This is a genomic window from Aeromonas sp. 601039 (assembly GCF_049174415.1).
Lineage (GTDB): Bacteria > Pseudomonadota > Gammaproteobacteria > Enterobacterales > Aeromonadaceae > Aeromonas > Aeromonas veronii_A.
The window spans coordinates 44,429-58,343 of record NZ_JAAKTL010000026.1 but is presented as its reverse complement, the minus strand read 5'-3'; the positions used below and the strand labels follow the sequence as shown (position 1 = coordinate 58,343).

The 13,915-nt window shown below is 58.5% G+C and carries 8 protein-coding genes and 2 tRNA genes; 6 read left to right on the top strand and 4 right to left on the bottom strand.

Going from position 1 to position 13,915, the window contains the following annotated elements:
• Positions 1-19 precede the first annotated feature (19 nt).
• Positions 20-5,548 (top strand): type I secretion C-terminal target domain-containing protein, encoded by a 5,529-nt coding sequence (locus G5195_RS17710; protein ID WP_421236350.1) that lies wholly within the window; start codon positions 20-22, stop codon positions 5,546-5,548.
• A gap of 70 nt (positions 5,549-5,618) precedes the next feature.
• On the opposite strand, the gene G5195_RS17705 is transcribed toward G5195_RS17710, so the two are convergent.
• Complete coding sequence (locus G5195_RS17705) at positions 5,619-6,113, bottom strand: hypothetical protein (protein ID WP_216952967.1); 495 nt, start codon at positions 6,111-6,113, stop codon at positions 5,619-5,621.
• A 185-nt stretch (positions 6,114-6,298) separates the two neighbouring features.
• Here G5195_RS17705 and G5195_RS17700 point away from each other — a divergent pair, with 185 nt between their 5' ends.
• Positions 6,299-8,251 carry a sensor domain-containing protein gene (locus G5195_RS17700; RefSeq protein ID WP_410489652.1) on the top strand — a complete coding sequence of 651 codons (1,953 nt, stop codon included), beginning with the start codon at positions 6,299-6,301 and terminating at the stop codon, positions 8,249-8,251.
• 56 nt (positions 8,252-8,307) lie between these two features.
• Here the strand turns inward: G5195_RS17700 and rraB are convergent, their stop codons facing one another.
• A complete protein-coding gene (rraB, locus tag G5195_RS17695) occupies positions 8,308-8,643 on the bottom strand; it encodes a ribonuclease E inhibitor RraB (RefSeq protein WP_421236351.1) in 336 nt (111 codons plus the stop codon).
• Between the two features lie 265 nt (positions 8,644-8,908).
• Here rraB and G5195_RS17690 point away from each other — a divergent pair.
• From G5195_RS17690 to G5195_RS17675, 4 genes are all read left to right on the top strand, one after another.
• Positions 8,909-8,984: transfer RNA gene (locus G5195_RS17690), tRNA-Phe, on the top strand.
• Positions 8,985-8,988: 4 nt separating this feature from the next.
• Positions 8,989-9,064 (top strand) — tRNA-Asn (locus G5195_RS17685).
• Positions 9,065-9,490: 426 nt separating this feature from the next.
• Entirely contained in the window at positions 9,491-10,765 is a 1,275-nt protein-coding gene (locus tag G5195_RS17680) for an alpha/beta hydrolase (RefSeq protein WP_421236349.1), read from the top strand.
• 337 nt (positions 10,766-11,102) lie between these two features.
• Entirely contained in the window at positions 11,103-11,828 is a 726-nt protein-coding gene (locus G5195_RS17675; protein WP_421236348.1) for a carbonic anhydrase, read from the top strand.
• A gap of 86 nt (positions 11,829-11,914) precedes the next feature.
• Here G5195_RS17675 and G5195_RS17670 read toward each other — a convergent pair whose 3' ends face one another.
• Together G5195_RS17670 and G5195_RS17665 are read right to left on the bottom strand one after the other, a co-directional pair.
• A complete protein-coding gene (locus G5195_RS17670) occupies positions 11,915-12,823 on the bottom strand; it encodes a pseudouridine-5'-phosphate glycosidase (protein WP_421236347.1) in 909 nt (302 codons plus the stop codon).
• Positions 12,817-13,908: a PfkB family carbohydrate kinase gene (locus G5195_RS17665; protein WP_421236346.1), complete on the bottom strand. Its 1,092-nt coding sequence runs from the start codon at positions 13,906-13,908 to the stop codon at positions 12,817-12,819. The genes G5195_RS17670 and G5195_RS17665 overlap by 7 nt, the downstream gene beginning before the upstream one ends.
• Between the last annotated feature and the right edge of the window lie 7 nt (positions 13,909-13,915).

Sequence of the window (13,915 nt, the reverse complement as noted above, 5' to 3'; positions counted from 1 at the left end):
GTTCACCGTGAAGGCGGACGTGACCGACCAGGCGGGCAACCCGGCGAGCGACAAGGAAGAGGCGATCCTGGACAGCGTAGCTTCCTCAGCACCGACCGTGACCATCGTTGATGACACCAATAATGACCAAATGCTGACCAAGGGCGAGATTGGCAATGATCAGATCCAGGTTCGGGCAGAGGTCAATCATGCTGACTTGGCTGCGGGCGGCAAGGTGACGCTGACTATCAACAATGGCGGGGTGAACAGCACTGTCCAATTGACGCTCAAGGCCGATGGCACCCTGCTGTCAAGCAATGGCAAGAGCTACGGCTATCAGAACGGCACCATCAGCTGGACGGAAACGACCCCGGCCAACGGCAAGCCGCTGACGGTGACGGCGACCCAGACCGACAAGGCGGGCAACGTCTCACTGCCGGGCAGCGACAACGCGCAGATCCTGAATGAAGCGCCGGAGACGGCGAACAAGCAGGCAAACGGCCAGGAAGATGCAGCCAGCATCGCCATTCCGACCCTCAGTGGCAGCGACATTGATGGCAACGTGGTGAGTTTCACTATCAAGAGCCTGCCTGCCAACGGCATCCTCTATCTGAACGGGGTTGCGGTGACCGTGGATCAGAGCATTGCGGTGGCGGACGCCGGCAACCTCACCTTCACTCCGAATGCGAACTGGAACGGCAACACCAGCTTCAACTATGCGGCGGTAGACAACGACGGCGCCGTGGATGCGAGTCCCGCAACCGTGACCATCAAGGTGGATGCGGTCAACGATCTGCCGACGCTGACCATCTCCAACGGGGTTATCGTCTCTGAAGAGGGGTTGGCAAACGGCATTGCCGACACGGTCGGCAATCCGGATACCACCAATGCCATCAAGGCGTCCGGTACCCTCTCGGTGGGCGACATCGACAGCAGCACACTCAACATTTCCCTGAATGGACCGGCCGGGCTGACGTCCGGTGGGTCAAAGGTCCAGTGGAGCTGGGATGCGGGCAGCAAGACGCTGGTTGGCTACACAGGGGTGATTGGCGGCGCCGATTACAAGGCTGTGGTCGAGGTCAAGCTGACGGCACCCAATGCCAGTGGAAAGGGTGAGTGGACCTATGACGTAACCCTCAAAGGTCCCCTCGACCACGGGGATACGACCTCGGAAGACAAGTTGTTGTTCCAGCTGGATGTGGAGGTCTCCGATGGCAGCGGCGTCACCAAGGAAAAGCTGGATGTCAGCGTTGAGGACGACTCCCCCATTGCCGACAACAGCGATGCCGTTTCCGTGGTGAAGACCGATATTCCGAACGTGCTGACCGGGCTCTTTGACCTGACCAGGTACAGTGGCAACCAGAGCACTCTGAACATGGCGGGCTTTACTATCAGCGCCCTGGGCTTCAAGTCGGCAACAGACTCCTCACTGGTAACGGCGGTGGTCAACGGTTCCAGCTCGGGGCTGGGGGTGGCCAGCGGAGCTGCGCCTTACCACAACCTCGCCAACGAGATTGACTTCCGTCACTTTGCCGACGGATCGTCCGCCTCCGAGCAGCTGATCGTCAGGCTGGATGCAGGCAAGGTTGCCTACGGCGCCAACATCAAGTTCAGCAAGATGTTTGGCGGCGAGCTGGAGAGCGGGGTCGTGGAGTTCTATCGCGGTGGTGTACTGATCAGTACCCTGGTATTCAACTCCAACGCATCGGGTGGGGAGTTCAACCAGAACTTCCAGGTGCAGCAGGGTGGCTTTGATACCATGGTGATCAAGGCGACCAACAACGGCAGCACCAATACCTCCGACAACAGCGACTTCACCGTACAGAGCATCGAGTTCCTCGGTTCCAACACGGCGCAGGCAATCGCCTATGGTTCTGGCACCGTGACCCCGCAGTGGGGGGCGGATGGCAAGGGCTCCATCGGGCTGGTAATGGACCCGGCAACCTTCGAAAATGGTCTGCGAACGGCTTCCGGTTCTGCCATCGCCATCACCGCCAGCGGCGCTAATACCCTGGTCGGGAAGGATGCGGACGGCAACCTCATCTTCAAGCTGGAGTTTACGCCGGCCACAGGCAAGTGGGAGTTCTTCCAGTATCAGCGCATGTCCAAACCTCTGGGTGATGGCGACATCGACTTCCAGGTCCGGGTGGTGGATGGTGACGGCGACGCCAGCATTGGCTCCTTTGCAACCAAGCCTCTCTTCACGCCGCTGGTTCAGGGAGTCTCCAGTGAGAGCGTAACCGAAGGGGGCAATCTGCTGCACAAAGTCACCCTGTCAGATGCGACCCAGGAAGCGACTGAATACGATTTCGCCATTCGTGGTTCGGGCAACAACCCCGCCTCCAACCAGGATTGGGGCAATGCCCAGTTCAGCAATGGTGTGACCTATAACAGCACTACCGGCAAGATCACGGTACCAGCCGGCGTGTCGGACTTTACTGTGACCATCCCGACGGTGAACGATCGCTTGGTCGAAACGAACGAGACCCTCTCGGTGACCATCGGTGGGCAGAGCGGGACCGGCACCATAGTGGACAACGATCGGGCGCCGGTGACCACGGGTGGCTACAGTGCCGGCAAGGAGGACGCGCCACTGGTGCTGAAGTGGGCCCAGTTTGGTGCCAGCGATGATCAGGCCGCTTCTGACCTGAGCGTGCAGATCAACACCCTGCCGCTGAGCGGCAAGCTGGAATACCTGAACGCTGCTGGTCAGTGGATTGCAGTGAAGGTGGGGGATCTTGTCTCCTACGCCGATATCGACAGCGGCCATCTGCGCTTTGTGCCTAGTCTCAATGAATCCAGCAGCAATGCCCTCAATGGTGGCGGTACGACGACGGGCAACCAGCAAGGGGACTACGCCACTCTGGGTTACCAGATCAGCGATGGTGCCAACCTGAGTAACTCAGGCAAGCTGGTGATCGATATCACGGCGGTCGCGGACAAGCCGGTGGTCGACATCAGCCTGACCGGCAACGGCGTCCCGCTTTATACCCAGTACCCGTCGTCCGGCATCTCCACCGGGGCGTTCCAGAGCAGCAACTTCAACAAGGGCAACTTTGGCATCACCAATAGTCTGACCGACAGCACCACCAGTCAGGATCAAGTGGTGGGCGGCAACGGCAATGACTATATCGTCAGCGTGAAGGGCGGCGGCGATTACTTCGTCGGCGGTGCTGGCAATGACGTGCTGGTCGGTGGCAACTCCACCTCAGGTGACACCCTCGACGGCGGTACCGGCAACGATATCCTGGTGGCCGGATTGGGTGGCGACACCCTGTTTGGCGGCGCCGGTACCGACCTGGCCGTACTGATGGGCTCGCGTGCCAACTATGTCATCGAGCGCAGAAGTGACGGCGGTTTCAACTTCCTGGTGAAGGAGAACGGCGTCACCATCAGCAAGTCGCTCTACGACATCGAGTTGGTGCAGTTTGATGACGGCATTTACCAGTTCAACCAGACCGACGGCACCCTGACGGCGGTACAGCCGAGTGTGGTGGATTACCCGCTCGAGATCACTGCTTCCCTGACCGACCGTGATGGTAGCGAGCAGTTCGACAGCCTGGTGCTGACCGGCATGCCGACGGGGTCGACCCTCTATCAGGGCTCCACCGTGCTAGGTACCGTGGGGGCCGATGGCACGCTGACGCTGACCGGTCTGTGGAACCAGAGCGCGTTGGACGTCAAACTGACCGGTCTGACCCTGCGGGTGCCGGGCAGCAGTGCCGGCCAGTTCGACCTCAAGGTAGAAGCCATTGCCAAGGAAGTGGCGACCGATCAGACCAGCAGTGCATCGGATCAGGATTCGATCCGCATGAGCTACTTCCTTTCCACCGAAGGGGAGCCGGGCGATCAGAACCGCACCTATGGCAACGAGCACAATATCGTGGTCGGGGATCTGGATGGCAGCGTGGTACTGCCGGGCCAGAACTACAACATCGCCTTTATGGTCGACAGCTCGGGCAGTATCGGCACCAGCGCCATGAACACCATCAAGAGCCAGTTGGCACAGATCTTCGCCAGCCTCAAAGCGAGCGCAGGTAGCGAAGGGGCTGGTACAGTCAACATCATGCTGGTTGACTTTGATGCTCTGTCGAATGCCAGTATTAGTGTGAACCTGAAAGACAGCAATGCCTTGAATCAGCTGCAGGCTGTAATCGATTCCATGAGTAGCGGAGGGGGGACCAACTATGAAGATGTGTTCAAGACGGTTGCTAACTGGTTCAGTAGTTCTACGGCTCAAAGTAACAGTAATGCCAAGAATCTGTCCTATTTCATTACCGATGGTCAGCCAACTTATTACCTCGGTAACGAAGGCTCCAACCCGAGGGTATTGAATTTCTCAGGTAGCAGCTATGACGTCTATCTCAACAGTCTGCTTGGTGGCACCTATATTCCGGGTCGGGTATATAGCTCCAATGGCTACACCATCATCGACAGCGCTGGCCGAGTGTATGCCGATGGTAGATACAGCAACCCGATCGGTTTTATGCGTCCGGATGGTAGGGGGGGATATACCTACTCAACACTGGATGGTGATGGCGGCACTACCTCCAGCTCAACTATCAATAACTCGGTAGCAGGTTTTGGGCTGCTTACTGGGATGGGGGTTACGGTAGAAGCGATCGGACTGGGGGCCAACATCTCCTACAACGATCTCAAGTCCTATGACTCTGACGGCGTCATCATGACCGGCGTCAACGCCAGCGATTTGGCCAACGCCATCTTGGGCACCTCGGTGAATAACCTGCCGGGCAGTGACCGGATCGACGGCGGTGCTGGCGACGACATCCTGTTCGGGGATGCCATCCACTTCGCCGGTATCAACGGTGAAGGCTACGCGGCCATCAAGCAGTATGTGGCCGGCAAGCTGGGCGCAGGCTCGGTGACCGATGCCCAGGTCCATGACTACATCACGGACCATGCCAGCGAGTTCGATCAGTCCTCCAGCAATGACAAGGCGGACGTGCTGATTGGCGGGGATGGCAACGACATCCTGTTCGGTCAGGGTGGCGATGACTTCCTGTTCGGTGGTGCCGGCAACGACATCCTGTTCGGTGGTGCCGGCAACGACACCCTGTATGGCGAGAGCGGCAACGATACCCTGTACGGTGGCAGCGGCAACGATACCCTGTTTGGTGGTATTGGCGACGATAACCTGATCGGTGGTCTGGGCAATGACATCCTGGTTGGCGGGCTTGGCAATGACATTCTCAAGGGGGATAGCGGTGCCGATACCTTCACCTGGCTGCAGGGCGATACCGCCGCAGGCAGCGTTGCCAAGGATTACGTGGTCGACTTCTCCAAGGCGGAAGGTGACAAGCTGGATCTGAGCGACCTGTTGGATCACGACGGTTCTCGTAACCAGAACGATCTGAAGAGCCTGCTGTCGGTGTTCCAGGACAATGAAGGGGTACATCTACAGGTCAAGGAGAGCAGTACTGCGTCGGTGACTCAGGAAATAGTGCTGATGAACCATACTTTCGATAGTCTGACGGGGGGGGCAGGTACTACTGCCAACCAAGTGATCGATTACATGTTGACCAACAACATGCTCGATATCGACAAGTAAGCCCAACTCGGGACAGTAAAAAAGCGGCAGAGCAATCTGCCGCTTTTTTTATCTTGGCAGGGAGGCGAAATTAGTTGCCGAGTGTGGCAAACAGGCTCTGCTCAAGGGTGCCGCGGGAGACGCAGACCGGCTTGATGGACGGGGCTGATACGCGCTCGCCTGAGGATTCCACAAAGAACAGCTCGGTGTTGCCTTTGACGTTGACGGTGGCCACGCTGCTGTTGCCGCTCTGGGTGATGATCAGGTTGATCTGCAGGTCAGGGTTGCCCAGTGCTACTTTGGAACCCATGGTGCCGCAGTCCAGCCACTCAAGTCCGTCGGCCGACTGGTTGACATTGGCGGTCATCAGGCCGGCACCGCGCTGACTGTTTTCGATGGTGAGGCCGTGGTCGGTGAACCACTTTTCGGCGCGAGCCCACACCAGATCCACCGGGATCGCCATCTCCTGGGTATTGTTGGTCGCCTTGGCGACCGGCGGGTTGTAGCGATACTCCTCACCACCGTTATTGTCGCCAGCACAACCTGCCAGCAGCAGCGCCAATGCGCACCCCATCATCTTTTTCATCTTGCTTCTCTCGTCCATTTATCAGGCCATTGGCCAACCGGTGCCTATTATCACCTGAGCGACAACCTCTGTCAGCATGCGTGCTGCATCGGTGTAAACGGAGGGGTTACCGGGGGTGCTTTACAAAATTGGTTTGCTATCATAGATTTGCTCGAAATTCCTCCATAAGCGCCCCTGTGACCAACATGCTTACCCCGGATCTGCTTCAGCAGATCATCGACCAGTTGCCAATGAGTATCTTCTGTCGTGATAGGCATGGTCGCTACCTGTTTGCCAATCGTGAATTTGCCATTGAGGCCAAGCTGGGTTCACCCGCCGAGGTGGTCGGCAAGAGTGATGCAGAGATGCCATGGGGCGATGTATTTCGTACCGAGGACGCACAGTTGCTGACGGGGGGCGTTCCCTTGCTTCATCAACAGTTGCACTGTAATCGGGGCGGTGAGACCTGCTGGATGGAGGTGCACAAGATCCCGCTTTACACGGCTCAGGGTGAGCCATATGCCGTATTCGGAATGGTCAACGAGATTGCCCAGCGCAAGCACTTGGAACAGACGGTCAAAAAACAGCAGGTGTTGCAGCGTTTTCTGCTCGATGCCATCCCTGACCTGATCCGTTTCGATGATCACAACGGTGTGTTGCTGGAGTGCAACCAGGCGTTTCTCGACTTTATTGGTCAGGGGGCGGATGAGGTGCTGGGTCAGCAGCTGCCGTTCCGGCTGGCGGCACCCCAAGGGATGGGCCACGGCGAATGTTGTCTGCTGGATGCCAGAGGGCAGGGACGGCATATGGAGATCACCCGGGTCGATGTCCCCGATGGGGATGGTCACTCCCTCGGGATCCTGACGCTGGGGCGCGATATCACTGGCTTGCGCACCACTCAGGCACAGTTGCAGCAGGAGCAGCACTACGACAGCCTCACCGGGCTGCTCAAACTCTCCCGTTTCTTGCAGACCAGCCGCCATTTGGGGGGCCGCAGCGCCACACTGGTGCTGGTCGATCTGCACCACTTTCGTGAGGTTAACGATCGCTTCGGGATCCGGATTGCTGATCGCCTGCTGAGCCAGGTGGCCAAGCGACTACAGCAATTGGTTCCGCCGCGAACCTTGCTCTGCCGGGTGGCTGCCGATGACTTCTGTCTGTTACTCCCCGATTTCAACGAGCCGTTGCAGGAGTGGAACCAGCATCTGCAGCAGCAGTTGATGGAGTACTATCAGGTGGAAGAGCATCGTATCCAGATCCCGGTGTTTCTGGGGCTGGCTCAGGGTCGGGCAAGCGATGCCGAGCGGTTGCTCAGCCATGCTGAAGCGGCGCTGGCGCAGGGCAAGCGGCAGCAGCAGTACTGCACTCTGTTTGATCCGGCGCTGCACGCCCGGCTCAAGCGGCGTCAACTGATCGCCGCCCAGTTACCGCTCGCCATCAAGTCATCCCAGCTGGTTGCCGTCTACCAACCCATTATCAGCAGCACAACCCATCAGCTTTGTGGTGCAGAATTGCTTTGCCGCTGGCCGCATCCTGAACTTGGCATGATCTCGCCGGAAGAATTTATTCCACTGGCCGAAGAGATGGGGATCATCGGCCAACTTGGTCAACTGATGCTGGAGTTGGGGTGTGCTCAGTTGGCCCAGTGGCAAACCGATCAGCCGGATATGGTACTCTCCATCAACCTTTCGCCGTTGCAGTTTCGTGATCCGGCGCTCTGCAAGCAGGTGCAGGGCTGCATTGCCCGTCATGGTCTGAATGCAGGCCAGCTGGAGCTGGAGATCACTGAAGGAGTCTTGATGGAGAATGCCGATGAGATCGAGACCAACCTGGATAACCTGATCGCCGCCGGTTTTCAACTGGCCATCGATGATTTCGGTACCGGGTATTGCTCGCTGGCCTATCTGCCAAGGCTCAAGGTCGCCACGCTCAAGCTGGATCGCAGCTTCACCCAGGGGTTGGTCAGCAACAGTGCCACCACCGCCATCGTGAGATCGGTCATCGGACTTGGCCATGAGCTGGGGATCTGCATTACTGCAGAAGGGGTGGAAACCGTCGAGCAACAGTTGTGGCTGACCCAGGCGGGGTGTGATCGGCTACAGGGTTATCTGTTCAGCCCCCCGTTGCCGCCCGAGCAGTTTGCCGCCAGTTATTTGTGACAGTCTGCAATAACAGAGAGGCCACCCGCAGGTGGCCTCTCTGTTTGTGGCAGGGATCAATCCTGAAAGTAGGTGCCCCAGCCATCGTAGTCCACCCCGTATTTTTCCAGGATGGGCAGCATCTTTTCGATATCGGCAACGATGGCTTCGACATCCAGCTTGCACTCGATGGTGGCATCGAAGCAGAAGATGGTGGCGCCGTCATCCAGTTCCATCTCTTCGGCATCGGTCACTTCAAAACCGGCCTTGAACAGGTCAACCGCTGCTTTTTCCAGACGGTCGAAATCCTGGCAGGCGAAGTGGTGCTCGATGTCGTAATCCGTATCGGGATTGCTGCCATCGGCCAGCAGTTCGTTGACGATCTCGGTGGTCTCTTCACGCCACTCTTGCATATTCAGACTCATGTTGCCTCCAGGCGGTATCATTGCGGCAAAGCATACTCGCAGAGTGGATTCGGCTCAATGTGGCAAAGCTATAGAGGCCGTGATTTCCCGCGGTTTGGTGATCATTCATATATGAGACGGGTCACGGTTAGGCAGATTTCTGCTCCGAAACGGCTAATAACCGTTCATTGCGTTCAGTTGTTGAGCGAACGTGCTTTTTATCGTGCCATCATGGTTGACACTCTGCGCTGGAAAGGGTTTAATGCGCGCCGTTGCCCAGATAGCTCAGTCGGTAGAGCAGGGGATTGAAAATCCCCGTGTCGGCGGTTCGATTCCGTCTCTGGGCACCACAATTCCTCCTTAGTTCAGTCGGTAGAACGGCGGACTGTTAATCCGTATGTCACTGGTTCAAGTCCAGTAGGAGGAGCCAAATTCGAAAAGCCCGCTCAATTGAGCGGGCTTTTTCATTTCTAGTTGCTGTTGCATGCTGCCAAAAAGAGCGTCGCGCTACAGGTGGCACTGAACAGCAGCATTCCGGTCTGCAGCATGCTGCCAGGGCATGGCTTCTTCTCTCTTTTTCTGGCCCTGATCCACTTCGGTTTCATCACATTCCCTTATCTATTTTGTCGGCCTGAATGGCTGCACTCCTGTGCAGGCGAGCCATCTTTGTTGAATGGCGCCATGGCGTCAATCTCCCCCGCAAAACAATTAATTCAGCACCGTTGAAGAGCTGCTTGTCTGGTGATGTTTCGACCTTTAAGCCATTGTTAACATTTTGGAAAACCGGAGTGACCCTGTGGCTGGGCGAGGATATGATGGGGTCAATGATGTTCCCATCCTGACGGAGAGATCCCAGATGAACAGCCCCTTGAGCTATGTACTGGACGGCATTCATTGCGAGCCGCACTTTTTTACCGTTCCCCTCGATCATGATGAGCCGGATGGTGACAGCATTACCCTGTTTGCCCGCACCCTCTGCTGCAAAGACAAACTCGATGACAAGCTCCCTTGGCTGCTGTTTCTGCAAGGGGGGCCGGGATTCGGGGCGCCGCGCCCGACGGCTAACAGTGGTTGGCTCAAGCGGGCGTTGCAGGAGTTCAGAGTGCTGCTGCTGGATCAGCGTGGCACCGGGATGTCGAGCCCCATCCATGGGCATATTCTGGCCAAAATGACACCGACCGAGCAGGCGGAGTATCTCAGCCATTTTCGCGCCGACAGCATAGTGCAAGATGCTGAGTTCATCCGGCAGGAGCTCAGCCCCAAGCATCGCTGGAGCCTGCTGGGGCAAAGTTTTGGCGGTTTTTGCTGCCTGACCTATCTCTCGCTCTTCCCCGATAGCCTGCGGGAGGTCTATATCACCGGCGGTATCGCGCCGATCAGCCGCAGTGCCGAGGAGGTTTACCGTGCCACCTACCAGAGGGTGGCTGACAAGAACCGTGCCTTCTTCGCCCGCTTCCCCCACGCTCAGGGGATTTCCAACCGGCTGGCCAACCATCTGCACCATCACGATGTGCGGCTGCCCAACGGCCAGCGCCTGACGGTGGAGCAGTTCCAGCAGCAAGGGCTGGATCTCGGCGCTACGGGTGCTTTCGAGGAGCTTTATTACCTGCTGGAGGAGGCCTTTATCGGTGACAAGCTGAGCCCGGCCTTTCTCTATCAGGTGCAGAGCATGCAGCCATTCAATACCAACCCGCTGTTTGCCATCCTGCACGAGGCTATCTACGCCGAAGGGGAGGCGACTCGCTGGGCGGCGGATCGGGTCAGAGGGGAGTTTCCTGCGGTGAACTGGGCGCCTGGCAAGGATTTCGCCTTCACCGGCGAGATGGTTTACCCCTGGATGTTCGAGCAGTTCCGCGAGTTGCTGCCCCTGAAAGAGGCGGCCCATCTGCTGGCCAACAAGGCGGACTGGGGGGCGCTCTATGACCCGGCACAACTTGCCCGCAACAAGGTGCCGGTAGCCTGCGCCGTCTATGCCGAGGATATGTATGTGGAGTTTGACTACAGTCGCGAAACTCTGCGTGGCCTTGGCAACTGTCGCGCCTGGATCACCAATGAGTATGAGCACAACGGTTTGCGTGCCGATGGTGAAGCGATTCTTGATCGTCTGATCGCGTTGAATCGCGACCGTTAATTGCCGTTATCGTCAACCATCGCGGGAGCCCGGATTCTCGCGATGGTTGTTATGAAAGCGTGACACTCTGAACCTTGACCCGTATCCGCCAGACGATGAGTGGATAGCCGGCTGATTAATTTCCCCCTCTTTCACTGTCTCTGTCGATCCCTCACCATATACTTGCCAAACGACTCTGTATTGAGCCGCGGTCAAACCGATTGACCAACCCGTGCTCGTTACCATTAGAAAGTCGCTCCGATGCACTGTATTCCGCGTATCTGATATGCCATCTCTGCATGCCCCGCTATCCGGGGGAGGGGATGGTCGTGCTTTTCAATCAAGATAAGGATGTATGATGAGAAAGTCTCTATTGGCCTGCTCCCTGTTGCTGTGCCCTGTCGTGTTTGCTGCCACCCCCCATTGGGAATATAGCGGTGAGGCTGGGCCTGCCCACTGGGCCAAGCTGACCCCGGAGTTTGGTCAGTGTGCGGGCAGCAATCAGTCGCCGGTTGACCTGAACGGATTGGTCGAGGCCAAACTGGCCCCGCTGGTACTCCACTATCTGGCGGGTGGCAACACAGTGGTCAACAACGGTCATACCGTGCAGGTCGGTTATGCTCCGGGTAGCACCTTGCAACTCGATGGCACCAGGTTTGAACTCAAGCAGTTCCACTTCCACGCCCCGAGTGAAAACCTCATCGAGGGCAAATCCTATCCGCTGGAAGGGCATCTGGTGCACGCCAGTGACAAGGGAGAGATCGCCGTGGTGGCGGTGATGTTCGAGGCTGGCAAGGTCAATCCGGTGCTGGCGGCTGCCTGGGGTGAACTACCTGCCAAGGTGGGCGAGATCCACCCCCTCAAGGCGCCGCTCTCTGCTGAGCAACTGCTGCCCGAGAATCGTGACTACTATCGCTTCAGCGGTTCCCTTACTACGCCTCCTTGCTCGGAAGGAGTGCGCTGGCTAGTGATGAAGCAGCCGGTCGAGGTCAGTCAGGCCCAGATCGACGCCTTCAAGGCGGTGATGCACCACCCCAACAACCGGCCGGTGCAGCCCCTCAATGGGCGCGTGGTACTGCAATAACATAGCGTTGCAATAGCGCTGCAGATAGCAAAAACAACAAGAGGGCCGCGATGCCCTCTTTTACATGGCGAGGTATCGGTGTGCAATTAAAGCGCGGCGGCGATGCGGGCGCCAAGTGCCGCGTTGTTCAGTACCAGCTGGATGTTGGCGGCGAGCGAGTTGCCGCCAGTCAGCTCGCAGACGCGTGCCAGCAGGAAGGGGGTAGAGGCCTTGCCCTTGATCCCCTGCTCATCGGCTTCACGCAGCGCTTGGGCAATGGCTGCGTCGATATCGGCTTTCGGCATGGCGTGTGCGATCGGGATGGGGTTGGCCACCACGGCGCCGCCCGCCAGTCCCAGCTCCCACTTGAGGCGCAGCGCCTCGGCGATGGCTGCCGGACTCTCCAGTCGATAATCAACCTTGAAGCCGCTCTCGCGGGTGTAGAAGGCGGGCAACTCTTCGGTCTGATAGCCGATCACCGGCACCCCCTGGGTCTCCAGATACTCCAGCGTCAGGCCGATATCGAGAATTGATTTGGCCCCTGCACAGACTACGGCCACCGGCGTTTGTGCCAACTCCTGCAGATCGGCGGAGATATCGAAGGTCTCCTGCGCCCCGCGATGTACCCCGCCAATGCCGCCGGTGGCAAAGACCCGGATCCCCGCCATGGCGGCGATGATCATGGTCGAGGCGACCGTGGTGGCCCCCATACCCTTGCGCGCCAGTACGAACGGAATGTCGCGGCGGCTGCACTTGGTCACGTCGTGGCCAGCCCGGCCCAGCGCTTCCAGCGCCCCCGAATCGAGACCCACTTTGAGGCGGCCGTCGAGGATGGCGATGGTCGCCGGAATGGCGCCGTTATCGCGCACCACCTGCTCCACCTGACGGGCCGTCTCCACGTTTTGCGGATAGGGCATGCCGTGGGAGATGATGGTGGATTCGAGGGCAACGACCGGTTTGCCGGCGGCCAGTGCGGCAGCCACTTCCGGTTGGATATCGAGGTAAGCGTTCAGCATGAGTACTCCTCCAGTATGCGGTCAACGGCGGTCTTGCTCAGACCGGAAAAAACGGTATCGGAACAATTGACGGTGAGGGCGGCGCAGCCCAGGGCAAAGCGGGTGGTCTGGGCAATGTCGAGCTGTTGCAGCCAGGCGTGGGCGAGGCCAGCCATAAAGGCATCCCCGCCGCCGGTGACGTTGAGTACCGGACTACCCAGTATCGGCAGGTGACCCTGCTGCTCGCCATCGCTGTAGAAGATCCCCTGTTCACCCAGACTGAGGAACAGTCGTTTGACCCCGGCGCGGTGGAACCAGGCGGCCACCATGGGCCAGGTTTCGGGCCCGGCGATGGTCATGCCGCACAGCTGCTCGGCTTCACTGCGATTGGGTTTGAGGGTATGGATCTTGCCGAGCCAGGGGCGGATCTTCTCCACCTTGGCCACCGAGACGGTATCGACAAAAATGGCGTGCTCCCCCTGTCGTTCGAACAGCCAGTCGAGGGTGTGGATGGCAAGATTGGTGTCGAGCACCCAAAGCCGGGCACCGCCGAGAAAGCCTGCGAGGGGGGTCAGGCGGGCAGGGGTGAGCTGCTCTATGATGGCCATGTCATTGATAGCGCAGCTCATTTCGCCGCTGCCATCATGCAGGCTGAGATAGCAGGAGGTGGCGTGACCATCGAGCACCAGAGTCTGGCGCACATCGACGCCGGCCCGCTGGCTCACTTCCAATAGATGGTGGCCATACTGGTCGTTGCCTACCGCTGTCAGCAGCCGGGTGTCGCTGCTGAGCCGCGCCAGATTCTCAGCGATATTGCGGCCGACACCGCCTGCCGAGGTGCGCACCTTGCCCGGGTTGGAGTCGCCGAGCAGCAGGTTGTCATGGCTGGTGCCGCAAATATCCATATTGGCACCGCCGATCACCACTACGTAGGGGCCTTCTCGCAGTACATAACCTCTGCCTTGCACATATCCCTGCCGGATCAGGCTGGAGATGTGGCTGGCCAGCGCGGAGCGGCTGATGCCGAGGCGATCGGCCAGCTCCTGCTGGGCAATCATGGGATCCTGACGCAGCAGGGCGAGGATCTCTTGTTCACGCTCAGTCATAGACAAA

What these genes read in the sequence shown, in the direction of transcription:
- G5195_RS17705 (WP_216952967.1), bottom strand. Translation starts at nt 6,113, where the DNA reads ATGAAAAAGATGATGGGGTGCGCATTGGCGCTGCTGCTGGCAGGTTGT.
- G5195_RS17700 (WP_410489652.1), top strand. Translation starts at nt 6,299, where the DNA reads ATGCTTACCCCGGATCTGCTTCAGCAGATCATCGACCAGTTGCCAATG.
- rraB (WP_421236351.1), bottom strand. Translation starts at nt 8,643, where the DNA reads ATGCAAGAGTGGCGTGAAGAGACCACCGAGATCGTCAACGAACTGCTG.
- G5195_RS17680 (WP_421236349.1), top strand. Translation starts at nt 9,491, where the DNA reads ATGAACAGCCCCTTGAGCTATGTACTGGACGGCATTCATTGCGAGCCG.
- G5195_RS17675 (WP_421236348.1), top strand. Translation starts at nt 11,103, where the DNA reads ATGAGAAAGTCTCTATTGGCCTGCTCCCTGTTGCTGTGCCCTGTCGTG.
- G5195_RS17670 (WP_421236347.1), bottom strand. Translation starts at nt 12,823, where the DNA reads ATGCTGAACGCTTACCTCGATATCCAACCGGAAGTGGCTGCCGCACTG.
- G5195_RS17665 (WP_421236346.1), bottom strand. Translation starts at nt 13,908, where the DNA reads ATGACTGAGCGTGAACAAGAGATCCTCGCCCTGCTGCGTCAGGATCCC.